We start from the raw sequence: 24,011 nt of genomic DNA, 5'->3' as shown, positions 1-24,011 counted from the left end.
GCGTTCTCCCCTCCTGGCGGTGCCCCGCCGGGAGGGCCACACGGTCCTCAGACGAGGTGGAAGACCTCGGTGAGCGGTCGCATGGCCGCGTCGGGTGCCTGTCCGTCGAGTGCCTCGAAGAAGTCCGCCATCTCCGCCTGCCAGCGGGCATTCACGTCGGTGGCGTCCATGGCGGCGCGGGCCTTCTCGAAGTCGGGGGTCTCCAGGTAGCCGACCAGCAGGCCGTCCTCGCGCAGGAAGAGCGAGTAGTTGTGCCAGCCCGCTTCGGTGAGAGCGGCCCGCATCTCGGCCCAGACGGGCTGGTGCCGTCGGCGGTACTCCTCGATCCGTTCGGCCCGGACCTTCAGCAGGAAGCAGACACGCTGCACGGTGACGCCTTTCTCGAACGGGGGTGGGGCCGCCCCGACGGCCGGTCGCGGCCCCACGGCTTCTCCTGGACCGGAGGGAGAGCGGGGATCAGAACTGGAACTGGTCGATGTTGTCCTGGGTGAAGACGGTCGGCGCGCCGAGCGAGACGACGCCGTCCTTGCCGATGGTGAACGACCCGAGGTCGCCGGCCTTGAAGGTCTCGCCCTCCGCGCCGGTGATCTGCCCCGACTGCAGGGCGACGGCCGTGTGGGCGGCGAGCGCACCGAGCTTGGCCGGGTCCCACAGCTCGAAGCCCTCGACGGTGCCGTTCTTGACGTACGCGCGCATGTCGTTGGGCGTGCCGAGGCCGGTCAGCTTGACCTTGCCCTTGTACTTGGAGCCGGACAGGTACTGGGCGGCGGCCTTGATGCCGACGGTGGTGGGCGAGACGATGCCCTTCAGGTCCGGGTGCTCCTGGAGGAGGCCCTGGGTCTGCTGGAAGGACTTCTGGGCGTCGTCGTCGCCGTACGCGGTCTTGACGAGCTTGATGTCCTTGTACTCCGGCTTCTTCAGCTCGTCCTTCATGAAGTCGATCCAGGTGTTCTGGTTGGTGGCCGTCTGGGCCGCCGAGAGGATCGCGATCTCGCCCTTGCCACCGATCTGCTTCGCCAGCAGCTGGATCTGGGTGCGGCCGAGGTCCTCGGCGCTGGCCTGGGAGACGAAGACCTGGCGGCAGTCGGTCTGGGTGTCGGAGTCGTACGTGACGACGCTGACGCCGTTCTTCATGGCCTGCTTGAGCGAGGTGCACAGGGCGCCCGGGTCCTGGGCGGACACGGCGATGGCGTTGACCTGCTGCTGGGTCAGGGTGTTGACGTAGCTCACCTGGCCGGAGGTGTCGGTGCCGCTGCTGGTGCCGACCTCCTTGTACGTGGAGCCGAGCTCGGCCAGGGCCTTCTTGCCGCCGTTGTCCGAGGTGGTGAAGTAGGGGTTGTTGACCTGCTTGGGCAGGAAGGCGACCGTGAGACCCTTCTTGGTGGCGCTGTTCGGGTCCGCCTTGCCGGTGGCGGCGGCCGGGCCGGCCTCCTTGCCGGCGGAGTCCTTGGTGGTGCCCGAGCAGGCGGTGGCGCCGAGGGCGAGGGCGGCGGCGGTGGCGAGGGCGGCGGTCAGCCGGACGCTTCTGGCGGTGGCGGAGAACATGGCGGTTTCCTTTCGCTGCCGCGAGCGGCAGGGGCTGCCGGGCGGTTGCCCGAACGGTGACGGGGGTGCGCAGGGCTCGGTACGCCCGGGGTGGTGCGGGCGTGTGGAGGTGCGAGGTACGGGAGGGTCAGGAGCTGCCGGGCGAGGGCACGGTGGACGTCTTCCTGCGGGCCCGCGCCTGGACGGCCTGGCGGCCGACCCGGGGAGCCAGGACGGAGATCACCAGCAGGACGCCGGTGACCACGATCTGGGACTGGGCGGAGACGTTGACCAGGCTCATGACGTTCTGCAGGGTGCCGAGCAGCAGCACACCGGCGATGGCGCCGCCGAGCGTGCCCTTGCCGCCGTCGAAGTCGATGCCGCCGAGCAGCACGGCGGCGATGACGGAGAGTTCGAGCCCGGTGGCGTTGTCGTAGCGGGCGCTGGCGTAGTGCAGGGCCCAGAACACGCCGGTGAGCGAGGAGATCACGCCGGTGGTCACGAACATCGAGAGCTTGAGGCGCTTGACGCGGATGCCGGAGAACCGGGCGGCGTCCTCGCCGGCGCCGGTGGCGAAGAGCGAGCGGCCGACCGGGGTGGCGTGCAGGACGAGTACGGCCACGACGAGGAGGACGACGAAGGGGATGGCGGCGTACGGGATGAAGGTGGAGCCGATCCGGCCGGCGCCGAAGTCGAGGTACTGGGTGGGGAAGTCGGTGACCGAGTCGGAGCCGAGGATGATCTGTGCGATGCCCCGGTAGGCCGCCATGGTGCCGATGGTCACGGCGAGCGAGGGCAGTCCGAGCCGGGTGACGAGCAGTCCGTTGACCAGACCGCAGACCACGCCGAGGACCAGGCAGAGCGGGATGATCGTCTCGATCGCCATGCCGTTGTTCCAGAGCGCCCCCATGACGGCACCCGAGAGGCCTGCGGTGGAGCCGACGGAGAGGTCGACCTCGCCGGAGACCACCAGCATGGTCATGGGCAGGGCGATGAGCGCGATCGGCAGGGTGTTGCCGATGAGGAACGACAGGTTCAGCGCGTTGCCGAAGTTGTCGACGAACGAGAACGAGCAGATCAGCAGGGTCAGCAGCAGCGCGCCGACCGCGGTGTCCCAGCGGACCGCCTGGCCGAGTCGGGCGAGGGCCGGGGGCTGGGCGGACGCGTTTTTGGTGGTGTCAGACATGGCGGGCGCTCCTCATCTGTGCGGCCTTCTTGCGCAGCCCGGCGGCTACCCGCAGGGCCAGGATCCGGTCTGCGGCGATCGCGAGCAGCAGCAGGATGCCGTTGATCGCGGTGACCCAGACGGAGCTGACGCCGATGGCCGGGAGCACGCTGTTGATCGAGGTGAGCAGGAGGGCGCCGAGGGCGGCTCCGTAGACGGTGCCGGAGCCTCCGGTGAAGGCGACGCCGCCGACGACGACGGCGCTGACGACGGTGAGTTCGTATCCGTTGCCGGTGGCGGAGTCGACGTTGCCGAAGCGGGCGAGGTAGAGCGCGCCGGCGAGTCCGGCGAGCGCGCCGCAGAGCACGTACGCCGTCATGATCCGGGCCCGTACGGGGATGCCGGCGAGCCGGGCGGCCTCGGGGCTGGAACCGAGCGCGTAGAGATCGCGTCCGCTGTGGTAGCTGCGCAGGTAGTAGGCGACCGCGACCAGCACGACGACGGCGAGCAGGGCGAGGTAGGGCAGCACCCAGATCCCGTCGTGCCCGAAGTCGACGAAGCCGTCGGGCAGGGCGTCGGCGGTGATCTGGCGGGATCCGACCCAGATGGAGTCGATGCCGCGGACGATGTACAGGGTGCCGAGGGTGACGACGAGTGCGGGCACCTTGCCGAGGCTGACCAGGGCGCCGTTGAGGACGCCGAAGAGCACGCCGAGGGCGACCGCGATCACGACCGCGACCAGGGGGCTTCCGCCGTCCTGGAGGTAGACGCCCGCGCCGAAGGCGGAGATGCCGAGGACCGAACCGACGGAGAGGTCCACGTTGCGGGTGATGACCACCACCGCCTGGCCGACCGCGACCAGGACCAGGATGGTCGCGTTCAGCATCAGGTCCTTGATGCCCTGTTCGGACAGGAACTCGGTGTTGGAGAGCTGGGTGACGCCGAGCATCACGACGAGGACGAGGGCGACGGCCAGTTCGCGGGCCTTGAACACCTTGTCGACAAGTCGTCGCGAGGCGACGGACTCGGGTGCGGGTTCGTGCCGCACCGGCTCTGCAGCCATGGTCATGCCGCGTTCCTTCCTCGGGCGGCACGGCCGGTCGCCGCCGCCATCACGGTCTCCTCGGTCGCCTCGGACCGGGGGATCTCGGCGGTCAGCCGTCCTTCGTGCATCACCAGCACCCGGTCGGCCATGCCGAGAATCTCCGGGAGGTCGGAGGAGATCATCAGCACCGCCACGCCCTCGGCCGCCAGGGAGGAGAGCAGCCGGTGCACCTCGGCCTTGGTGCCGACGTCGATGCCGCGGGTGGGCTCGTCCACGATGAGCACCTGCGGGCGGGTCGCCAGCCACTTGGCGAGCACGACCTTCTGCTGGTTGCCGCCGGAGAGGGTCCCGACGACATCGGCGAGGCGGGCGTACTTGACCTGGAGCTTGACCGCCCAGTCGACCGCCCGGTCGCGCTCGGCGCCGCGGTTCATCAGTCCGGCCCGGGTGGTCTCGGCGAAGCCGGTGAGGCCGATGTTCCGTTCGATGGACATGTCCATCACCAGGCCCTGCGCCCGGCGGTCCTCGGGTACGAGGGCGAGTCCGGCGGCCATCGCCAGGCTCGGGGCTCCGGGGTTCAGCTTCTTGCCGAGGACCTCGACCTCGCCGCCGTCGAAGCGGTCGACGCCGAACACGGCGCGGGCCACCTCGCTGCGTCCGGCGCCGACCAGGCCGGCGAGGCCGACGATCTCGCCGCGGCGGACCTCGAAGGAGATGTCGGTGAAGACGCCCTCACGGGTCAGCCGGCGCACACTGAGGGCGACTTCGCCGGTCTCGGTGACCTGCTTCGGGTAGAGCTCGTCCAGATCACGGCCGACCATGCGGCGGACCAGGTCGTCCTCACCCAGACCGTCGAGCGGCTCGCTGGAGATCCAGGCGCCGTCGCGAAGGGTCGTGACGCGCTGGCAGAGCGCGAAGATCTCTTCGAGGCGGTGCGAGATGAACAGCACAGCCGCGCCCTGCGCGCGGAGCGCCGCTACGACGCCGAACAGCCGGGCGACCTCGCCGCCGGTGAGCGCGGCGGTCGGTTCGTCCATGATCAGCACACGGGCGTCGAAGGACAACGCCTTGGCTATCTCGACCAGTTGCTGGTCGGCGATGGAGAGGCCGCGGGCCGGCTGATCGGGGTCGAGGTCGACGCCGAGGCGCGCGAAGAGGTCGGACGCCGCCTGCTTGACCGCACGGTGGTCGACCCGGCCGAGGGAGCGGCGGGGCTGGCGGCCCACGAAGATGTTCTCCGCGACGGACAGGTCCGGGAAGAGAGTCGGCTCCTGGTAGATCACCGCGACTCCCGCGTCGCGGGCGTCGGCCGGGCCGTGGAAAACGACGGGCTTTCCGTCCAGCAGCACGGTGCCCGCGTCGGGGCGGTGCACGCCGGCGAGTGCCTTGATCAGGGTCGACTTCCCGGCGCCGTTCTCGCCGGCGAGGGCGTGCGCCTCTCCGGCGTACAGCCGCAGCGACACGCCACGCAGGGCCCGTACGGCACCGAAGGACTTGCTCACCCCCTCCAGCGCGAGCACCGGAGTCGTCTCCGGTTCGGGGTGCGTCATGGATCTCTCCCGTGCTTGTGTCGGACGGAAGGCCCGACATGAAATGTTTCAGTGGAGTTGCCGGGAAGCTAGCCCCGCCTTGTCGAACACGTCAAGGGGTGTTCCGCACCGAACACCGCGAAACATCCGGCACATCCGGCGGATCCACCAACCCTCGGCCCTGAACTGCGCATGCGGGGGCAGCGAGGCAGTTGTGGCCGGAGCGAAGACACGATCCGGTAACGCGCCGGCTACCTCGCCGGAACTCTTGACGGCCCTCACGCGGGCGACTAACTTCTCCCACGCAATGAATCGATTCATTACATTCCTCCCGGCGGCTGCTGCTCGGGCCGCCCGCACATCCCGAGGTGGACATGCCTGACATCGCCGCAGTGAAGGCCGCACTCACCAGCCAGCGGATCGAGACACCGTCCTGGGGCTACGGCAACTCAGGTACACGCTTCAAGGTGTTCGCGCAGGCCGGCGTGCCCCGGAACCCGTACGAGAAGCTCGACGACGCGGCGAAGGTCCACGAGTTCACCGGGATCGCACCCGTGGTGTCCCTGCACATCCCGTGGGACCGGGTCGACGACTTCGGCGCGCTGGCCGCGTACGCCGAGGAGCGCGGCCTGGAACTGGGTGCGATCAACACCAACACCTTCCAGGACGACGACTACAAGCTCGGCAGCGTCTGTCACCCGGACGCGAAGGTCCGCACCAAGGCCCTGGGTCATCTGCTGGAGTGCGTCGACATCATGGACGCGACCGGCTCGAAGGACCTGAAGCTCTGGTTCGCGGACGGCACCAACTACCCCGGCCAGGACGACATCGCGGACCGTCAGAACCGGCTGGCCGAAGCGCTGACCGCGGTGTACGAACGCCTCGGCGACGACCAGCGGCTGCTGCTGGAGTACAAGCTCTTCGAGCCCGCCTTCTACACGACGGACGTTCCGGACTGGGGCACCGCGTACGCGCACTGCCTCAAGCTGGGGCCGAAGGCGCAGGTCGTCGTGGACACCGGGCACCACGCCCCGGGCACCAACATCGAGTTCATCGTCGCGACGCTGCTGCGCGAGAAGAAGCTCGGCGCCTTCGACTTCAACTCCCGCTTCTACGCCGACGACGACCTGATGGTCGGCTCGGCGGACCCCTTCCAGCTCTTCCGGATCATGCACGAGGTGGTCAAGAACGGCGGGCTCGCCTCCGAGACGAACGTCAACTTCATGCTCGACCAGTGCCACAACATCGAGGCGAAGATCCCGGCCGTCATCCGCTCGGTCACGAACGTCCAGGAGGCGACGGCCAAGGCCCTGCTCGTCGACACGGACGCGCTGACCGCCGCCCAGCGCGCCGGGGACGTACTCGGCTCCAACGAGGTACTGATGGACGCCTACAACACCGATGTACGCCCCCTGCTGCGCGAACTCCGTGAGGAGCGGGGCCTCGCACCCGACCCGGTCGCCGCCTACCGCACGTCCGGCTGGCAGGAGAAGATCGCGGCCGACCGCGTCGGCGGCGACCAGGCCGGCTGGGGAGCCTGACACACGCCGCCAGGCCGTGTCCGACCACACCCCTCCCGCTGTCCCGCACCCCCAGATCCCGAAGGACTCCTGCCATGGCCTCCGCCATCCACACCACGGCCGCCGCGCTGATCGCACGTTCCCGCCGTCTCGGCTCCGACCCGCGCAACACCAACTACGCGGGCGGCAACACCTCCGCGAAGGGCACCGGGACCGACCCGGCGACCGGCGGCGACGTCGAACTCCTCTGGGTCAAGGGATCCGGCGGCGACCTCGGCACCCTCACCGAATCCGGCCTCGCCGCGCTCCGGCTGGACCGGCTGCTCGCCCTCAAGAACGTCTACCCGGGGGTGGAGCGCGAGGACGAGATGGTCGCCGCCTTCGACTACTGCCTGCACGGCAGGGGCGGTGCGGCCCCCTCCATCGACACCGCGATGCACGGCCTGGTCGGCGCCGCACACGTGGACCACCTCCACCCGGACTCGGGCATCGCGCTGGCCTGCGCCTCGGACGGCGAGAAGCTGACCGCCGACTGCTTCGGCGACAAGGTCCTCTGGGTGCCCTGGCGCCGCCCCGGTTTCCAGCTCGGCCTGGACATCGCGGCGGTCAGGGAGGCGAACCCGCAGGCCGCCGGCTGCATCCTCGGCGGCCACGGCATCACCGCGTGGGGCGACACCTCCGAGGAGTGCGAGGCGAACTCGCTCTTCATCATCCGTACCGCCGAGGAGTACCTCGCGCGGAAGGGCAAGGCCGAGCCCTTCGGCCCGGTGCTCGCCGGGTACGAGCCACTGGCCGAGGCCGAGCGCCGGGAGCGCGCCGCCGCCCTGGCCCCCGTGATCCGCGGGCTGGCGTCCCAGGACCGCCCGCAGGTCGGCCACTTCGACGACACCGAGGCCGTCCTGGACTTCCTGTCCCGGACCGGACACCCCCGGCTCGCCGCCCTCGGCACGTCCTGCCCGGACCACTTCCTCCGTACCAAGGTGCGCCCGCTGGTCCTGGACCTGCCGGCCGGCGCCCCGCTCGACGAGGCGGTCGCACGGCTGAAGGAGCTGCACCAGGAGTACCGGGCGGAGTACCGCGCCTACTACGACCGGCACGCCATCCCCGGCTCCCCCGCCCTGCGCGGGGCCGACCCGGCGATCGTGCTGGTGCCGGGCGTCGGCATGTTCTCCTTCGGGAAGGACAAGCAGACCGCCCGGGTGGCCGGGGAGTTCTACCTCAACGCCATCAACGTGATGCGCGGCGCCGAGGCGGTCTCCGCCTACGCGCCCATCGAGGAGTCGGAGAAGTTCCGCATCGAGTACTGGGCACTGGAGGAGGCCAAGCTCCAGCGGATGCCGAAGCCGAAGCCGCTCGCCACCCGGGTCGCGCTCGTCACGGGCGCCGGCAGCGGCATCGGCAAGGCCATCGCGCACCGTCTCGTCGCCGAGGGCGCCTGCGTCGTCGTCGCCGACCTGAACGCGGAGACCGCCGCGGCCGTCGCCGAGGAACTGGGCGGCCCCGACAAGGCCGTCGCCGTCACGGTGAACGTCACCTCCGAGGAGGAGATCACCGAGGCGTTCAAGGCCGCCGCCCTCGCCTTCGGCGGTGTGGACCTGGTCGTCAACAACGCCGGGATCTCCATCTCCAAGCCGCTCCTGGAGACCACGGCCAAGGACTGGGACCTCCAGCACGACATCATGGCCCGCGGCTCGTTCCTCGTCTCGCGCGAGGCCGCCCGGGTGATGACCGCGCAGGGTCTCGGCGGCGACATCGTCTACATCGCCTCCAAGAACGCCGTCTTCGCCGGACCGAACAACATCGCCTACTCCGCCACCAAGGCCGACCAGGCCCACCAGGTCAGGCTGCTCGCCGCCGAACTCGGCGAACACGGCATCCGTGTCAACGGCGTCAACCCCGACGGGGTCGTCCGGGGCTCCGGCATCTTCGCCGCGGGCTGGGGCGCCCAGCGTGCCGCGACCTACGGCATCGAGGAGGAGAAGCTCGGCGAGTTCTACGCCCAGCGCACCATCCTCAAGCGGGAGGTGCTCCCCGAGCACGTCGCCAACGCGGTCTTCGCGCTCACCGGCGGCGACCTCACCCACACCACCGGGCTTCACGTCCCGGTCGACGCGGGAGTGGCGGCGGCCTTCCTGCGCTGACGCTCCGTCCGGGGGTGCCCGGGTGCCGGTCGGGCACCCGGACACCCCCGGCCCGCCTCTCCTCTCCTCTCCTCTCCTCTCCTCTCCTCTCCTCTCCTCTCCTCTCCTCTCCTCTCCTCTCCTCTCCTCTCCTACTGACCTCTCCTGATCACCGATCCCCGGACCTCGATCAGCCGTTCGCCGCGGAGGCGATTCCCGTGACCACGACACCGCCCTCCTCGGCATTCCGTTCCACGTTCGCCGCGGTCGACCTCGGCGCAACCAGCGGACGGGTGATCCTGGGCCGGGTGGGCCCGGACAATCTCGATCTCACCGAGGTGCACCGCTTCCCCAACACTCCCGTGCGCCTGCCCGACGGACTGCGCTGGGACGCCCTCGCCCTCTTCCAGGGGGTGCTCGACGGGCTGCGCGAGGCGGCCCGGACCGGCGGCGTCAGCTCCATCGGCGTGGACACCTGGGCCGTGGACTACGGGCTCCTCGACGCGGACGGCGCACTCCTCGGCTCGCCCCACCACTACCGGGACACCCGCACCGACTGCGTGGCCGAGCGGGTGTGGGCCACGGTCGGCCCCGAGCAGCTGTACCGGATCACGGGCCTCCAGCACCTGCCGTTCAATACCGTGTTCCAGCTCGCCTCCGCCGCCGGGAGCGCCCAGCTGGGTGCCGCGCGCACGCTGCTCCTCGTGCCCGACCTGCTCGTCCACTGGCTGACCGGTTCCGTCGGCGCCGAGGAGACCAACGCCTCCACCACCGGTCTCCTGGACGCCCGCACGGGCGGCTGGTCCAAGGACATCCTCGAACCGCTCGGGATCGACCCCGCGCTGCTGCCCGCGCTGCGGGCGCCGGGCGACCCGGCCGGCACGCTGCTGCCGCACGTCGCCGCGTACGCCGGTCTGGACCCCCGTACCCCGGTGACCACCGTCGCCTCGCACGACACCGCGTCCGCCGTCGTCGCCGTCCCGGCCACCGAACCGGACTTCGCCTACATCTCCTGCGGCACCTGGTCGCTGGCGGGCCTCGAACTGGACGCTCCAGTGCTGACGGAGGCATCCAGGACGGCCAACTTCACCAACGAGCGAGGCATCGACGGCACCATCCGCTATCTGCGGAACATCATGGGCATGTGGCTGTTCGAGGAGTGCCGGCGCACGTGGGAGCAGCAGGGGCTGCCCACGCACATCCCGGCCCTGCTCGCCGAGGCCGCCCGGGCCACGCCGTTCGCCGCGCTCATCGACCCGGACGCCCCCGAGTTCATGGCCCCCGGCGACATGCCGGGCCGCATCCAGGAGTACTGCCGCCGCACCGGCCGGCCGGTCCCCGACGGCCAGGGCCCTCTGGTCCGCTGCATCCTGGAGAGCCTCGCGCTCGCCCACCGGCGTACGCTGCGTCAGGCCGCCGAGCTGGCAGGCCGCGACATCACCCGTGTCCATCTCGTCGGCGGGGGCTCGCGCAACGACCTGCTCTGCCAGCTCACCGCCGACGCCACCGGGCTGCCCGTCGTCGCCGGACCCACCGAGGCCACCGCGCTCGGCAACATCCTCGTCCAGGCCAGGTCCACCGGACTCGTCGGAGACCTGGCGTCGATGCGCCGCCTCGTCGCCACCACCCAGCACCTGCGGCACTACCGCCCCCGCGGTGACGCCGCCGCCTGGGACGCGGCCGCCGCCCGGCTGGAGGGTCGTCCCGGCGGGTGAGGGGCGGCCGTTCGGGCCCGGCGGCACGGTCCGCCGGACCTCTGCCGCAGGGAAGCACTCCGGTTCAGTGCGTCCGCGCGTGGTCGAGTGCCGCGATCTCCGGGTGGTGCAGGTCGAAAGCCGGGCTCTCGCTGCGGATTCGGGGCAGGGACACGAAGTTGTGCCGGGGAGGCGGGCAGGACGTGGCCCACTCCAGCGAACGGCCGAATCCCCAGGGGTCGTCGACGGTCACCCGCTCGCCGTACTGGGAGGTCTTCCAGACGTTGTGGAGGAAGGGGAGGAAGGACAGACCGAGCAGGAACGACCCGATGGTGGAGAGGGTGTTGAGCATGGTGAATCCGTCTGCTGCCAGGTAGTCCGCGTACCGGCGTGGCATGCCCTCGGCACCCAGCCAGTGCTGGACGAGGAACGTCAGGTGGAAGCCGGTCGTCAGCACCCAGAAGGTGACTTTCCCGAGACGTTCGTCGAGCATTCTTCCGGTGAACTTGGGCCACCAGAAATGGAATCCGGCGAACATCGCGTACACCACGGTCCCGAAGAGCGTGTAGTGGAAGTGCGCGACCACGAAGTACGAGTCCGAGACGTGGAAGTCCAGCGGGGGTGACGCCAGGATGACGCCGGTCAGACCGCCGAAGAGGAAGGTCACGAGAAATCCGGTCGCCCAGAGCATCGGCGTCTCGAACGACAACGAGCCCTTCCACATCGTGCCGATCCAGTTGAAGAACTTCACCCCGGTCGGCACCGCGATCAGGAACGTCATGAAGGCGAAGAAGGGGAGCAGCACTCCGCCGGTGACGTACATGTGGTGGGCCCAGACGGTGACGGACAGTCCGGCGATGGAAACCGTGGCGGCGACCAGGCCGATGTAGCCGAACATCGGCTTGCGGGAGAAGACCGGCACGACCTCCGAGATGATGCCGAAGAACGGCAGCGCGAGGACGTAGACCTCCGGATGGCCGAAGAACCAGAAGAGGTGCTGCCACAGCAGGGCCCCGCCGTTGGCGGCGTCGAAGACGTGGGAGCCGAACTTCCGGTCCGTTTCCAGGGCGAGCAGGGCGGCGGCGAGGACCGGGAAGACCAGGAGGACGAGCAGCGCGGTCAGCAGCACGTTCCAGGTGAAGATCGGCATGCGGAACATCGTCATTCCCGGTGCCCGCATGCAGATGATGGTGGTGATGAAGTTGACCGCGCCGAGGATCGAGCCGAAGCCGGACAGCGCCACGCCCATGATCCACATGTCGGCTCCGACGCCCGGCGAGTGCACGGCGTCGGACAGCGGGGCGTAGGCGAACCAGCCGAAGTCCGCGGCTCCCTGAGGAGTGAGGAAGCCTCCGGCGGCGATGAGCGAGCCGAAGAGGAACAGCCAGTAGGCCAGCATGTTCAGACGGGGAAAGGCCACGTCCGGCGCGCCGATCTGCAAGGGCATCAGCCAGTTGGCGAACCCGGTGAACAGCGGCATGGCGAAGAGCAGCAGCATGATCGAACCGTGCATCGTGAACGCCTGGTCGAACTGCTCGTTGGACATGATCTGCGTGCCGGGACGGGCCAGCTCCGCGCGCATCAGCAGCGCCATCGCGCCACCGACCACGAAGAAGGCGAACGCGGTGACGAGGTAGAGCGTGCCGATCTGTTTGTGGTCGGTCGTGGTCAGCCAGGACACGACGAGCCGTCCGCGGGAGGGACGGCCGCCGGACGGGTGGGACGGCGAAGTCGTGCTGCCGGAGTGCGGGCCGGATGTGCCGCGCCGGACGGAGGGGCCGGAGGCGGCGTCCGGTCCGTGCGAGTCGGAAGCGTCGCCCGAAGGGCCGAGCGGGCCGGTTCCGGCGGGCAGGTGCCTGCCCGGTTCGGGTGCGGTCTGCCCGCCCTGCGATTCCCGTGCGTCCACCGGACCGTGTCCTCCAGCTCTCGGTACTCCGTGCGGCCCACCCGCCCCGGGCGGGCCGGAGCGGGGGCCGGAAAGGTCCGCGGTCACGCGGGGGACGGGAGCGGGCCTTTCCGGCCGGGATCATGCTCTCCGCGATCGGTGTCGGTCCCCAGGGGCCGGGCGGCACCTGACGACCCGGCCGGCAGGGCACCTCCCGGAGGGCCGACCGGCCGGCGTACAGGGCCGACCGGCCCTGTACGGGCCGGGGAACGAGCCGGACCGGGCCGAGGCGCGGACGGGCCGAGGCGCGGACGGGGCCGAGGCGCGGACGGCAGAGGGCGCGGGCGGGCGGGTGCGTAGACTGGCGGGCTGCGGCGGACCGGCCAGGCCGCCGGCGTGGCGGACCGCCACCCGGCGGCACCCGGATGGAGAGAGCGGCACCCCATGACAGATCCCGTATGCCCGGTGTCGCGCTCGTCCCCCGCTCCCGCCCCGCCCGCCCCGGGCGTAGCTTCCGACCCCGCCGGAGGTCACTCCGGCACCTGGCCGCAGCCCAGCCGTCCGGACCGGATGCACGGGCTGCTCGACGCCGTGATGGGCCTGGGCCGGGGACTCGAACTCCCCGAGGTGCTGCGCGGCATCGTGGAGGCCGCCGTGTCGTTGACGGACGCGGAGTACGGGGCACTCGGCATCGTCGGGGACGGGGAGACGCTGCAGGAGTTCCTGACCGTCGGCATGGAGCCCGAGCTCACCGCCCGGATCGGGCGGACGCCGTGCGGGCGCGGCCTTCTCGGCGAGCTCATCCGGCATCCGCGACCGCTGCGCCTCGACGACCTCGGCAGCCATCCCAGCAGCTTCGGTTTCCCTCCTGACCATCCGCCGATGCACAGCTTCCTCGGCGTCCCCGTGCGGGTGCGTGACGAGGTGTTCGGCAACCTGTACCTCACCGAGAAGCGGCATGGGAGGAGCTTCGACGCCGACGACGAAGCGGTGCTGACCACCCTCTCCATCGCTGCCGGGGTCGCCATCGACAACGCCCGGTTGTACGAGGAGAGCCGTCGGCGTGAGCGGCGGCTGGAGGCCTTGGGCGAGATCACCCGTGCCCTGCTCTCGGGGACGGACGCCGACGAGGTGCTGCATCTGGTCGCCGAGCGGGCGATGGAGGTCGCGGACGCGGACCGTGCGGCGATTCTGCTGCCCGCCCCGCGGTCGGGCGCAGCCGCGCGGGCGGGGCGGCAGCCGGCGCCCGCGGACGCGGCGCGCCTGGCGGTGGCCGTCGCGCACGGACGGGACGCCGAGCGGGCGCGGGGGCTGTCCGTCCCGGCGTTCGGATCGTTGACGGGGCTCGCCGCGCGCACCGGAACTCCGGTGCACTGCGCGGACGTCCGTACCGATCCCCGGGCCCATCCGTTCGGCGACGGCGCCGACGAAGGTCTGGGGCCGGTGGTGGCGGTCCCGCTCCGGGTGGACGACGGGGCCATGGGCGCGCTGCGGCTGGGGCGTCCCGTCGGCCGGCCGCCGTTCGACGAGTCCGAGGTGGAGTTGGTGTCCGGCTTCGCCGATCAGGCGGCGATCGCGCTGGAACTGGCCCGCGGGCGGGCGGAGTCCGAGGAGCTCGCGGTCATGCACGACCGGGACCGGATCGCCCGCGATCTGCACGACCTGGCGATCCAGCGGCTGTTCGCGACCGGGATGACCCTGCAGAGCACCACCCGGGCCATCGCCGACCGCCCGGAGGCGGCCGAACGCGTGCGGCGTGCGGTGGACGACCTGGACACCACGATCCGGATCGTCCGGTCCACCATCTTCGATCTGCGGACGGCGGACGGCTCGGGCCGCAACGGGCTGCGGCGGCGCATCTCGGAGACGGCCCTCACGGCCGCCCGCGTGCTCGGTTTCCGCCCGTCGGTACGCATCGACGGGCCGGTCGACACCGCGGTCCCCGACGATGTGGCGGAGCATGTGGCGGCCGTCGCGGCGGAGGCGGTGTCCAACGCGTCCCGGCATGCCCGGGCGAGTCGTATCGACATCGTGCTGACCGCCGACGAGGCGGTGACGCTCACCGTCACGGACGACGGCACCGGCCTGGGCGCCCCTGCCGCCGAGGGACAGCCGGGTGGCGGCGGGCTGGCCAACATGCGGACCCGGGCGGAACTGTGCGGCGGCACGCTGACGGTCGGGCAGCCGGCCGCGGGCGGCACCCGGATCAGCTGGAGCGTCCCGCTCCGCTGAGACCGCGCACCGGGCCGGCCGTGATCCGCCTACCGCTCGCCGCGCTCCCGGATGCGGCCGGCGAGCATCGCGGCCTGGATGCGGCGGCCGACCCCCAGTTTGGCGAGGATCGCGGAGATGCGGTTCTTCACGGTCTTCTCCGCCAGGAAGAGCCTTTCCGCTATCTCACGGTTGGTGAGCCCCTCACCGATGAGATCGAGGATCTGCCGTTCCCGCGGTGTGAGCCTGTCGAGTTCGGACGGCTCGGTCTCCACGGCGGGGGGCTGCGAGGTCCCCCGTAGCCGCGCCATCACCCGGGCCGTTGTCCGGGGGTCGAGCATGGAGGTGCCGGACGCGACGGTGTGGACCGCCGAGACCAGGCCGGCACCGTTGATCTGCTTCAGCACGTAGCCGGCCGCGCCCGCCATGATGGCGTCGAACAACGCCTCGTCGTCGTCGAACGAGGTCAGCATCAGACAGGCGAGTCCGGGCATCCGGGCCCGAAGTTCGCGGCAGACCTCGATACCGGCGTGGTCGCCGCCGGGGTCGTCGCCGAGCCGCACGTCCAGCACCGCGACCTGCGGTCTGGCCGCGGGCACCCGGGCCAGCGCCTCCCGGGCGTCCCCGGCCTCACCGACGACCTCGATGCCGCCGTCGGCCTCCAGGAGGTCGCGTACGCCGCGTCGCACGACCTCGTGGTCGTCGAGGACGAACACGCGGACCGGGAGAGTGGGCTCCGGCGAGGAGCCGCTCGGCCGGGAATGTTCGGGATCGTCGTTCACACCATGCTCGATCGGTCGGGGGCGGGTGGTGTCCGAGTGGACGCGCACCAGTATGTGCCTGCCGCCGGACGAGTGCGCGAGGGGGTGTCGAGGCATGTCGCGGTGCCGGGCGAAAGGGGCCGAAAGGCCCTGTGGCCTGGGCCGTTCAGCGGCGGGGCCCCGGTGCCATACTGGCGCCGCCCGTCCGGTGGGCAGCCCGTCGGACGTCTCCGCGCAGGTCCCCGCCCTGCTGTCCCGAGGAGCAGACCCCCGTGAACAACACCCCGAGCGAGAGCTATCACGCCCTCCTGGCGCGCCACGACGCGATGCGGCTGCGCCGGCACATCCTGGAGCCGGCCCGTGACGGGGCCAGGCCCCGCAGGGCGGACCCGCCGCAGGTGTACGGCGGTCACGACGCGGCGGCCGACCAGTCGTTGATCGCGGCGTCGCTCGGGGTCGTGGGCCCGTTGGAGGAGTTGATCACCGGGCTGTACCAGGTGCTCTTCGACCGTCATCCGTACCTGCGCTCGCTCTTTCCCGAGTCGATGGCGTTCCAGCAGGCCCATCTGGCGGGCGCCTTCCGTTTCCTGATCGGCGAACTGCACCGGCCCGATGCGGTGACCGGCTACTTCACACAACTGGGGCGCGACCACCGCAAGCTCGGGGTGCGGCCGGCGCACTTCGCGGCGTTCGAAGCGGCCCTCGTCGAAGCGCTGCGCGCACGGGCAGGCGCGCGGTGGAGCGCTCCCGCGGAGGGCGCGTGGCTGCGGATGCTGGGGCTGGCGGTCTCGTCGATGGTCAGGGGGGAGAACGAGGCGGTCGCGGAACTCGCCAGCTGGGACGCGACCGTGACCGCCCACGAACTCCGCGCGCCCGGTCTCGCGGTCCTGCGGGTGCGTCCGCAGCAGCCCTACGTCTTCCGCGCCGGTCAGTACGCCTCGCTGGAGACGCCTCTGCTGGAGCAGGCGTGGCGGCCGTACTACCTGGCACGTGCTCCGCACCCGGACGGTGAACTGGAGTTCCACGTGCGGGCCCGGGGCGCGGGTGGGGTCGGCGACGCTCTGGTCCACGGAGCGCGGAGCGGGGACACCGTCCGGATCGGCGCGCCCCGGGGCGCGCTGACGCTGCCCGACGGCGCGCACTCCGGTGAACTCCTGCTCGTCGCCTCCGGCACGGGATGGGCGCCGATGAAGGCGCTGCTCCAGCAGCTCGCGACGGTGCCGGTGGCCGCGCCCCGGGTACGACTGCTGCTGGAGGCGGCGGCACCACCCGGGGACGCGAGGACGGACAACGACTTCCACGACATGGCGTGGCTGGAGACGTTCCGGCGGAGGTGGCCGTGGCTGACCGTCATCCCTGCCGACGCGGGCGAGTGGACGGCCGGGGCCCCGCCGAGGGCCCTGGACGGTGTCCTGCCGGCCCGCCCGGGGGCCGCCGGACATCTGCGTGTCTTCATGGCGTTGGAGACCGGACGCCGAGGGGACGCGGCGTCCGGGACCCGGCGGGAACGGTCCGTCGTGGATGCGCTGACGGCCGCCGGAGTGCCGGCGGAGCGCATCCACCGGGACGGGCCGGGGATCGCCGAGGCCGGCGGGTTGTCCGGACGTACGCCTGGGGCCGGACCCCGGTAGCCGCCGATGCGAGGCGGCGGGTCGCGGTCATGGTGGCGAGGGCGTCGGATGAGCAGTTCTCGCCATGGGGGTGCCGCTCCGTCAGGGACACGTCGGTCTCGTCGGTGAACAGCGGGTGAGTGCCGTCGCCACCAGCGGGACGGGTCGTACGAGCGGTCGTCCCGTCCGGTCCCCCAGCGGGAGGGCGCTGCTCCGGCAGCGGTGTGCCGAAACCGTGCGGGGAGTGAGCGCAGCCCTCGGTTCGGCACGCCGACCCGGGTCCGTGCGGGTCCGGTCCCGGCCAGTGCCCGCGGCGGTGCGTACGGGCCGGCGGCGGTGCCGGGACCGCTCAGCCGATCCGGGCCGCCAGGATGGCGATGTCGTCCGTCTTGCCCTTGCCGAAGGTGTCGAGCAGCGTGTCGCAGAGCTCTTCCAGCTGGGGCGGGGCGGCGGCGAGGGTGCGGTCGAGGGCGGCCATGCTGTCGTCCAGGTCCTCGCCCGGGACTTCGATCAGCCCGTCCGTCAGCAACAGCAGCGTCGAACCCGCGGGCACCTCATGGGGTACGGCGGGTGCGTGCGGAAGGCTGAGTCCGAGCAGCGGACCGTGCTCGGTGAGATACCGGGTGGAGCCGTCGGGGTGTCGCAACAGGGGCGGGATGTGGCCCGCGTTGGCGATGTGCACTCGTCGGCCGCCCGGCTCCACCAGTACCAGGCAGACGGTGACGGTGATGGACGGTCTCAGGCGGACGAGCAGGGCGTCCAGCCGGGTGAGCAGGGTCTGCGGATCGTGGCCCTCGATGGCGTACGCGCGCAGGGCGTGGCGTACCTCGCCCATGATCATGGCGGCCTTGAGCGAGTGTCCGGCCACGTCGCCGATGGCCAGGAGCAGCCCGGCGGGGGTCTCGATGGCCTCGTAGAAGTCGCCGCCGATCTCCGCGAGGTCGGCGGCCGGTTCGTAGCGGACGGCCATGTCCACGCCAGGCACGTCGGGCAGCCGGTCGGGCAGGAACGTGCGCTGCAGCGCCAGCACGAGGGCGTGCTCCTCGCTGTGGCTGCGCAGCGCCTCCAGGGCCAGCGCGCACGCCTGGGCCAGCTGGGAGAGCAGCTCGCGGTCGTCGGCGCCGACGAGTGTCGCGGCGTCGACGGCGAGCGCGACCGGCGGACGGCCCCGCTTGGTACGGGCGAGGACCAGTGCCACCCGGTCGGGGAAGACGTCGGCGTGGCTGTTCCCGTCCCGGCAGGCCACTTCCCTCCACTCGGCGCCCGACAGGACGGCGATCTCCGTGCCGGTGGCGTCGCCGAGTGCCTTCTCCGACAGGAAGTCCAGCAGGCGGGGGTCGCCGTGCGCGAGGGCGGCCGGCGGTTCTCCGGTGTCCCGGGAACGGCCGGCCTGTCGCGGCGCCAGGTAGACGGTCTGGCCGTCGGGGCTGAGGGCGACGGCCACGGCGGGCGAGTACATCAGCGCGGCGGCTCCGGCCGCCGCCGCGTGGGTGAAGGCCTCGCCGTCCCGTGCCGCGTACACGGCGAGGGTGCTGCTGTTCAGCGCGGCGACCCGGGTCGCGAGCCGTTCGGCGCGGCGGCGGGCGCGGGCGTACCGGAGGGCGGCGGTGACGGTCGCCAGGAGTTCGTCCGGGGCGATCGGTTCGGTGAGGTAGGCGTCGGCGCCCCGGTGCAGTCCCTGGGTGCGGTCGCTCACCTCGATCGCCGTGGCGGAGACGTGGATGACGGGCAGATGGGCGGTCCGGGGCTCGGCCTTGATCTGCTCGCACACCTCGAATCCGCTCATGTCCGGCAGTTTCACGTCGACGATCGCGAGTTCGGGCAGCAGCGCTTCGGGAGACTTCGCGAGCAGCGCGAGGCCTTCGGCACCGTCGGCGGCCTCCACGACCGTGTGCCCGGCGCGGCGCAGCCAACTTCCCACGATGTAACGATTGGTGTCGTTGTCGTCGAGAACCATGACCGTGGCGACCGCGCTGTCCGCGTGCGGGTGGGGGCTCATCTCGTGCCGCCTTCTTCGGCCCCGCGGGGGGATTCGTCCGGGGTCCGGGTCTGCCCCGGGTAGGTCCCGAACGCCTCGGCCAGCCGGGGAAGGTCCAGCGTGGACTTGTCGAGGACGGCCCGTGCGTGGGTCAGGCGTTCGTGGTCCAGCGTCTCGTCGGCGGCCGAGGTGATGACGATCACCGGGATGCCGGACAGGTCGCTGTCGCCCGCGAGTTCCGCCAGTACGTCGTAGCCGTCCATGTCGGGCATGTGCAGGTCGAGCAGGACCGCGTCGGGGTGTTCCCGGCGGATCGTGTCGGCCGCCCGGCCGCCTTCGCCCACCTCGACGACCCGGTCGGCGAGTCGCGCGAGTACGGGGCGCAGAGTGCTGCGGAAGACCTCGTCGTCGTCGACGGTGACGAGGAGCGCCAGCTGTGCGGGGGTGAGGTGCTCGGCGTGCGCGGGATCGCCTCCGGGCGGAGCGGCGGGAAGCCGTACGGTGACCTCGGTACCCTGTCCCGGCGTGCTGACGAGGACGAGGCTGCCGCCGAGGAGTTCGGTGAGGCGCCGCGCGTAGGGCAGGCCGAGACCGGTCCCGGAGCGGCCGCGCTGGTGCGCTCCGCGGACCTGGTAGAACTCCTCGAACACCTGGTGCTGTTCCTCCGGCGGGATGCCGACGCCGGTGTCGGTCACGGTGAAGACGACCTCCGCGCCGCGTTCGCCGTTCCCGGCCGCCACGTCGAGCCGGACGGTTCCCTCCTCGGTGAACTTCAGCGCGTTGGTCAGCAGGTTGCGCAGGATGCGGGTGAGCATGACCTCGTCGCTGACGAGGGTGGCGCCCGGGCAGGGCTCGGCCACGGAGAGCGTGACGCCTTCCCCGGTCGCGTACCCCCGCAGGGTGCCGTGCAGTTGGCCGAGGGCGGCACGCAGGTCGACAGGCTCCCAGTGGGGTTCCAGACGTCCGGATTCGGCCTTGGCGACGTCGAGCAGCTCGTCGACGAGGGCGAGGAGGGTGGCACCGGAGGCCGAGATCATCGAGATCCGCCTGCGCTGCTCCTCGTCGAGGCTCTCCCCGTCGATGTCGAGGAGCAGTCGGGCCAGGCCCACCACGGAGTTGACCGGGGCGCGCAGTTCGTGGCTGACGTTGGCCCAGAACCGGGTCTTCGCCTCGCTCGCGTCGCGCAGCTGACTCGACTTCTCCTCCAGTTCGGCGTAGAGGGCCACCACTCCGCGGTTGGTCTCCTCCAGTTCCTCCGACAGTTCGGAGTAGAGGGCCACCACCCCCCGGTTGGTCTCCTCCAGCTCTTCGTTGAGGCGGCGGAGTTCCTCACGCTGGGCCCGCGACTCCTCCAGAGCGGCGATCAGGTCGATGGTCTGCGCGCGGGCGTCCTCCAGCTCCGTCGATCCCCGGTGCGCGCTGAGAACGTGCTGGGCCCGCCGGAGGCTGTCGGGGGTGGTGGCGGCGGCCGAGAGCTGCTGTTCGATCGTCACGGCCCGTCCCACCGGGTCGTGCTGGGTCGGTACGAGCCGGGAGGCGGCCTCGATCGACTCGCGCCCCGGGCCCGATCCGTCCTGCCAGAGGACGGCGACCCGCAGCACCGGGGACGCCCCCGGCACCGTTCCGAACGTGACCCTGAGTCCGGACGAGCCGAGGACGTCCCGGCCCAGCTCGCTGAGGGCGGTGGCGAGGCGTATCTGGTCCTGCCGTTCGACCCCCAGGGCTTCGGCGACCGCCTTGCCGCTGCGCCGGAGCACGAAGATGTCCTGCTCGGTGGCGAGCGTGATGGTGGCCAGAGGAGCGGATCCTCCGGTGATCGGAGGCGTCACCATGCCCCCTTCGCGACCGCTACTCCGGCGTCGTCGCGGCGTACTCCGGCCTCGCGCAGCAGCTGGGCCGCTGCGACGAGCGGCGAGTGCGCCAGCAGACCGGGCAGGGACGCCGGCTGCCAGCGCTCGGTCAGCCCGTCGGAGTGCATGATCACGCCACTGCCGCGGGGCAGCTCCTGGCTGACCGTTCGCAGGGTCGGCAGCTGGTGGCCGACGATGCCGGGCGCGGACAGCAGGGAGCGGCGGGTGTTCGTGGCCGGGTCGACGACGAAGGTACTGACGTTCCCCACCCCGCAGAAGGACACGGTGCGCGCACCGGGTTCGATGCGCACGACGGCGACCGCTCCCCCGCGTCCGCCGCGCAGCGCCGTGTGGATCTCCCGGATCACGCCGTCCGGGGACTGTGCCCGGCCGTCCCTGAAGGCGGTGACGGCGGCGTCGGCCGCACGGCCGGCCAGTGGCCCGTGGCCGAGGCCGTCGCAGAACATGACCAGCAGCGCGGGATCGTCCGACGACGGATCGCTCCCCGGCTCTCCCTTCTCCGGCGCGTGTGGCACCACGGACAGGGTCGGGGCGTCGGTGCGGGACCTGCCGAATCCGGTCAGCGCGGACCAGTCCAGGGGGTCGGGCACTTGCCGTCCGGCGGTACGCCGTGCGGGCCGCGGCTCCGGTGCACGGGCTCCGACGGGCCGGGCCGCCCAGGCGTCCCCGCACGCTTCTTCGCCGGTGATGGGCCGTGTGAGCCCGGCGACGACGGGCTCACCCGCGGCCGCGGTCCGGCGCGCAGCGTCCTTCGTCCAGAAGCGGGCGGCCAGCACGGTTCCGCGCCCCGGCACGGAGTGGATGTCCAGGGTGTCGGCGAGGCGTGTGATCGCGCCGAGTCCGATGCCGAGCGTGCCGGCCGAGGACACGCCGTCGGTCAGCGAATGGCTCACGTCGGCCATGCCCGGGCCCGCGTCGATCGTGACGATTTCGACGCCCGCGTCGTTCGCCGTACGTACCGCGCGCAGCAGCAGGGTGCCGTCCACCGCGTGCCTGTCCAGGTTGGTGGCCGCCTCGCTCACCGCCAGGGCGACCTCGGCGCACCGCTGCTCGTCGAAGCCGAGGCGCCGCGCCAGGGCGGACGCGGCTCCTCTCGCGGCGGCCGGCAGGGAGTGGGTGTCGCGGAACCAGGCGATGTCCTGCGAGTCCAGCATCGGCAGGGTCAGCGTGCCCATTTGGTCACCGCGATCTGGGTGCCGCGGCCGACCTCGGTGTCCAGGGTGAAGTCGTCCACCAGCCGGCGTGCTCCGCTGAGGCCGAGGCCGAGTCCGCCGCCGGAGGTCCATCCGTCGGTCAGGGCGAGGTCCAGGTCGGGAATGCCCGGCCCGGAGTCCTCGAAGACGGCGGTCACGCCGAGGCGGCCGTTGCGGCTGACCAGGCCGGTGCGCATGACTCCGCCACCGCCGTACACCAGGGTGTTGCGGGCGAGCTCGCTGGCCGCGGTGACCAGCTTCGTCTGGTCGACCAGCGACAGCTTGCAGCGCTGGGCGAGGGTGCGCACGAGTTGGCGGGCGCGGACCACGTCGTCGTTCGACACGACCGGGACCGTCTCGTGCTCGCCCTCCGGAACGGACGGGAGCCCGCTCACGGCCGTGCCGGACGGCGGTGGTCCGACCGGGCCAGGATGTCCAGCCCCTTCTCCAGGGTCAGGGCGGTACGCACCCCGCCGAGGGACAGGCCCAGTTCGACCAGGGTGATGGCGACGGCGGGCCGCATGCCCACGACCACGGTCTCCGCGTCGAGCATCCGCGAGATGGCCGCCGTGGTGGCGAGCATCCTGCCCACGAAGGAGTCGACGATCTCCACCGCGGTGATGTCGATGACGACACCGCTCGCACCCGTGGCGACGATACGGGCGGCGAGGTCGTCCTGCAGATCGAGAACGGTCTGGTCCTCCAGGTCCACCTGGATGGACACCAGGAGGACCTCACCGATCTTCAGTACGGGTACGCGCTCGCTCACGCCCGGCCGCCCGAAGTGGTGAGGCCGTTGTCGGCACGGCGCAGCGCGTGCTTCAGCGCGTCCGCGAGCGTCGCCTTGGTGACGATGTCGCCGAACTGGATGCCCAGCGCCACGATGGTCTGGGCGATCTGCGGGCGGATGCCGGAGATGGTGCACTCCGCGCCCATGAGCCGGGCGGCGACCACCGTCTTGAGCAGGTGCTGGGCGACCTCGGTGTCCACCGCGGGGACACCGGTGATGTCGATGATGGCCTGGTCGGAGCCGGTGTCGACGAGTGTCTGCAGCAGCTTCTCCATCACCACCTGGGTGCGAGCCGAGTCGAGCGTGCCCACGAGCGGAACGGCGACCACGCCGTCCCACAGCTTCACGACCGGGGTGGAGAGTTCCATCAGCTGTTCGGACTGGGCGCTGATGATCTCCTCGCGCGCCTTGGAGTAGACCTCGATCGTGTACAGGCCGAGGGCGTCCAGGAGCTTGCCGAACCGCAGGTAGGCGTGGATGTCGGCGGCCGACGTGTCCACGGTCGGCGCGAGGAGCTCCTTGCAGGCGAAAACGCTGGTCGCCGTCTCCGTCGGGGTGAACCCCTGGCGGGCACGGTTGCGCGACAGCTCGCCCAGGAGCGCGCGGACCTCGGCGAACTCCTCGGCGTGCGCGTCCAGGCCTCCCACGCGCATCGCCTCCACCAGAGCGGTGTACAGCTCGCGCAGTTCACGGTCCAGCTCGGCCAGGGAGACGCGCCCCCGCAGCGTGCGCGAGACCGACTCCACCCAGGCGGCCTCAAGCGATTCACGCTGCCCGGTGAGAAGCGTGACGACCCTCGCCGATATGTCTTGTTCCGCCACCACGGCGATCCCCTCCAGTTGCGTCCCGTGGATACGGGACGTTCTTCGCAGCGTAAGCCATCGTTTCGCCGCTCCGGGCGTCACCCGGCTTGCGACAAATGCCACATGGTACTGGCCCGTACGAATACCGCCCGACAGAGGTTCGAACCACCCTCCGCCCGTTCGGGACCCGACGGGAAACATGCACGGGGCACGCACCCGGAGGCCCGGGAGGTCGTGCCCCACCGGCCCCTCCCTTGCGGGGCCGGCTCAGCCTTCGCGCGGCACTGGCTCCCGCCCCACCGCGCAGACCCC

18 protein-coding genes are annotated in these 24,011 nt (G+C 71.5%); 5 read left to right on the top strand and 13 right to left on the bottom strand.

Annotation, left to right across the window (positions count from 1 at the left end):
* Window positions 1-47 precede the first annotated feature (47 nt).
* The 5 genes from ACWCSV_RS11825 to ACWCSV_RS11805 form a co-directional block, all read right to left on the bottom strand.
* On the bottom strand, window positions 48-368 hold the full coding sequence (locus tag ACWCSV_RS11825; protein ID WP_451141029.1) for an L-rhamnose mutarotase: 321 nt from the start codon (window positions 366-368) through the stop codon (window positions 48-50).
* A gap of 88 nt (window positions 369-456) precedes the next feature.
* Entirely contained in the window at window positions 457-1,545 is a 1,089-nt protein-coding gene (rhaS, locus tag ACWCSV_RS11820; RefSeq protein WP_451141027.1) for a rhamnose ABC transporter substrate-binding protein, read from the bottom strand.
* Window positions 1,546-1,672: 127 nt separating this feature from the next.
* On the bottom strand, window positions 1,673-2,710 hold the full coding sequence (locus tag ACWCSV_RS11815) for an ABC transporter permease (protein ID WP_451141025.1): 1,038 nt from the start codon (window positions 2,708-2,710) through the stop codon (window positions 1,673-1,675).
* Window positions 2,703-3,752, bottom strand: a complete 1,050-nt coding sequence (locus ACWCSV_RS11810; protein ID WP_451141177.1) for an ABC transporter permease — start codon at window positions 3,750-3,752, stop codon at window positions 2,703-2,705. Before ACWCSV_RS11810 ends, ACWCSV_RS11815 begins: the two co-directional genes overlap by 8 nt.
* Before the next feature lie 2 nt (window positions 3,753-3,754).
* Complete coding sequence (locus tag ACWCSV_RS11805; RefSeq protein ID WP_451141023.1) at window positions 3,755-5,284, bottom strand: sugar ABC transporter ATP-binding protein; 1,530 nt, start codon at window positions 5,282-5,284, stop codon at window positions 3,755-3,757.
* Between the two features lie 353 nt (window positions 5,285-5,637).
* Between ACWCSV_RS11805 and rhaI the strand changes: the two genes are divergently transcribed.
* The 3 genes from rhaI (at window position 5,638) to ACWCSV_RS11790 (ending at window position 10,618) form a co-directional block, all read left to right on the top strand.
* Window positions 5,638-6,804 (top strand): L-rhamnose isomerase, encoded by a 1,167-nt coding sequence (gene rhaI, locus ACWCSV_RS11800; RefSeq protein ID WP_451141021.1) that lies wholly within the window; start codon window positions 5,638-5,640, stop codon window positions 6,802-6,804.
* Window positions 6,805-6,878: 74 nt separating this feature from the next.
* Entirely contained in the window at window positions 6,879-8,924 is a 2,046-nt protein-coding gene (locus tag ACWCSV_RS11795) for a bifunctional aldolase/short-chain dehydrogenase (RefSeq protein WP_451141019.1), read from the top strand.
* Window positions 8,925-9,121: 197 nt separating this feature from the next.
* Complete coding sequence (locus ACWCSV_RS11790; protein WP_451141017.1) at window positions 9,122-10,618, top strand: rhamnulokinase; 1,497 nt, start codon at window positions 9,122-9,124, stop codon at window positions 10,616-10,618.
* Between the two features lie 64 nt (window positions 10,619-10,682).
* On the opposite strand, the gene ctaD is transcribed toward ACWCSV_RS11790, so the two are convergent.
* The gene (gene ctaD, locus ACWCSV_RS11785; protein ID WP_451141015.1) at window positions 10,683-12,503 is read right to left on the bottom strand and encodes an aa3-type cytochrome oxidase subunit I; all 1,821 of its coding nucleotides are present in this window, start codon (window positions 12,501-12,503) and stop codon (window positions 10,683-10,685) included.
* 549 nt (window positions 12,504-13,052) lie between these two features.
* On the opposite strand from ctaD, the gene ACWCSV_RS11780 reads away from it, so the two are divergent.
* Entirely contained in the window at window positions 13,053-14,714 is a 1,662-nt protein-coding gene (locus tag ACWCSV_RS11780) for a sensor histidine kinase (protein ID WP_451141175.1), read from the top strand.
* A 29-nt stretch (window positions 14,715-14,743) separates the two neighbouring features.
* On the opposite strand, the gene ACWCSV_RS11775 is transcribed toward ACWCSV_RS11780, so the two are convergent.
* The gene (locus ACWCSV_RS11775) at window positions 14,744-15,475 is read right to left on the bottom strand and encodes a response regulator (protein ID WP_451141013.1); all 732 of its coding nucleotides are present in this window, start codon (window positions 15,473-15,475) and stop codon (window positions 14,744-14,746) included.
* Window positions 15,476-15,726: 251 nt separating this feature from the next.
* Between ACWCSV_RS11775 and ACWCSV_RS11770 the strand changes: the two genes are divergently transcribed.
* On the top strand, window positions 15,727-17,085 hold the full coding sequence (locus tag ACWCSV_RS11770) for a globin domain-containing protein (protein WP_451141011.1): 1,359 nt from the start codon (window positions 15,727-15,729) through the stop codon (window positions 17,083-17,085).
* A gap of 328 nt (window positions 17,086-17,413) precedes the next feature.
* Here the strand turns inward: ACWCSV_RS11770 and ACWCSV_RS11765 are convergent, their stop codons facing one another.
* The 6 genes from ACWCSV_RS11765 to ACWCSV_RS11740 are packed head-to-tail and all read right to left on the bottom strand — an operon-like array spanning window position 17,414 to window position 23,717.
* Window positions 17,414-19,063, bottom strand: coding sequence for a SpoIIE family protein phosphatase (locus ACWCSV_RS11765; RefSeq protein WP_451141009.1), 1,650 nt, complete (start codon window positions 19,061-19,063; stop codon window positions 17,414-17,416).
* Window positions 19,060-20,874, bottom strand: coding sequence for a hybrid sensor histidine kinase/response regulator (locus ACWCSV_RS11760; protein ID WP_451141007.1), 1,815 nt, complete (start codon window positions 20,872-20,874; stop codon window positions 19,060-19,062). The genes ACWCSV_RS11765 and ACWCSV_RS11760 overlap by 4 nt, the downstream gene beginning before the upstream one ends.
* Window positions 20,868-22,088 (bottom strand): ATP-binding SpoIIE family protein phosphatase, encoded by a 1,221-nt coding sequence (locus ACWCSV_RS11755; RefSeq protein WP_451141005.1) that lies wholly within the window; start codon window positions 22,086-22,088, stop codon window positions 20,868-20,870. Before ACWCSV_RS11755 ends, ACWCSV_RS11760 begins: the two co-directional genes overlap by 7 nt.
* Window positions 22,076-22,501 (bottom strand): anti-sigma regulatory factor, encoded by a 426-nt coding sequence (locus ACWCSV_RS11750; RefSeq protein WP_451141003.1) that lies wholly within the window; start codon window positions 22,499-22,501, stop codon window positions 22,076-22,078. The genes ACWCSV_RS11755 and ACWCSV_RS11750 overlap by 13 nt, the downstream gene beginning before the upstream one ends.
* A complete protein-coding gene (locus tag ACWCSV_RS11745) occupies window positions 22,498-22,875 on the bottom strand; it encodes an STAS domain-containing protein (protein ID WP_266714805.1) in 378 nt (125 codons plus the stop codon). The genes ACWCSV_RS11750 and ACWCSV_RS11745 overlap by 4 nt, the downstream gene beginning before the upstream one ends.
* Window positions 22,872-23,717 carry an STAS domain-containing protein gene (locus ACWCSV_RS11740; protein WP_451141173.1) on the bottom strand — a complete coding sequence of 282 codons (846 nt, stop codon included), beginning with the start codon at window positions 23,715-23,717 and terminating at the stop codon, window positions 22,872-22,874. Before ACWCSV_RS11740 ends, ACWCSV_RS11745 begins: the two co-directional genes overlap by 4 nt.
* Window positions 23,718-24,011 lie beyond the last annotated feature (294 nt).

It is taken from the genome of Streptomyces sp. NPDC001770, from assembly GCF_053596135.1.
The sequence above is the reverse complement of the archived record's forward strand: the minus strand, read 5'-3'. Positions and strand labels throughout refer to the sequence as shown.

Excerpts from the sequence above, each read along its gene's own strand:
- ACWCSV_RS11765 (WP_451141009.1), bottom strand. The coding sequence starts at position 19,063 with ATGAGCCCCCACCCGCACGCGGACAGCGCGGTCGCCACGGTCATGGTT.
- ACWCSV_RS11760 (WP_451141007.1), bottom strand. The coding sequence starts at position 20,874 with ATGGTGACGCCTCCGATCACCGGAGGATCCGCTCCTCTGGCCACCATC.
- rhaI (WP_451141021.1), top strand. The coding sequence starts at position 5,638 with ATGCCTGACATCGCCGCAGTGAAGGCCGCACTCACCAGCCAGCGGATC.
- ACWCSV_RS11810 (WP_451141177.1), bottom strand. The coding sequence starts at position 3,752 with ATGGCTGCAGAGCCGGTGCGGCACGAACCCGCACCCGAGTCCGTCGCC.
- ACWCSV_RS11780 (WP_451141175.1), top strand. The coding sequence starts at position 13,053 with ATGCACGGGCTGCTCGACGCCGTGATGGGCCTGGGCCGGGGACTCGAA.
- ACWCSV_RS11795 (WP_451141019.1), top strand. The coding sequence starts at position 6,879 with ATGGCCTCCGCCATCCACACCACGGCCGCCGCGCTGATCGCACGTTCC.
- ACWCSV_RS11815 (WP_451141025.1), bottom strand. The coding sequence starts at position 2,710 with ATGTCTGACACCACCAAAAACGCGTCCGCCCAGCCCCCGGCCCTCGCC.
- ACWCSV_RS11805 (WP_451141023.1), bottom strand. The coding sequence starts at position 5,284 with ATGACGCACCCCGAACCGGAGACGACTCCGGTGCTCGCGCTGGAGGGG.
- ACWCSV_RS11755 (WP_451141005.1), bottom strand. The coding sequence starts at position 22,088 with ATGGGCACGCTGACCCTGCCGATGCTGGACTCGCAGGACATCGCCTGG.
- rhaS (WP_451141027.1), bottom strand. The coding sequence starts at position 1,545 with ATGTTCTCCGCCACCGCCAGAAGCGTCCGGCTGACCGCCGCCCTCGCC.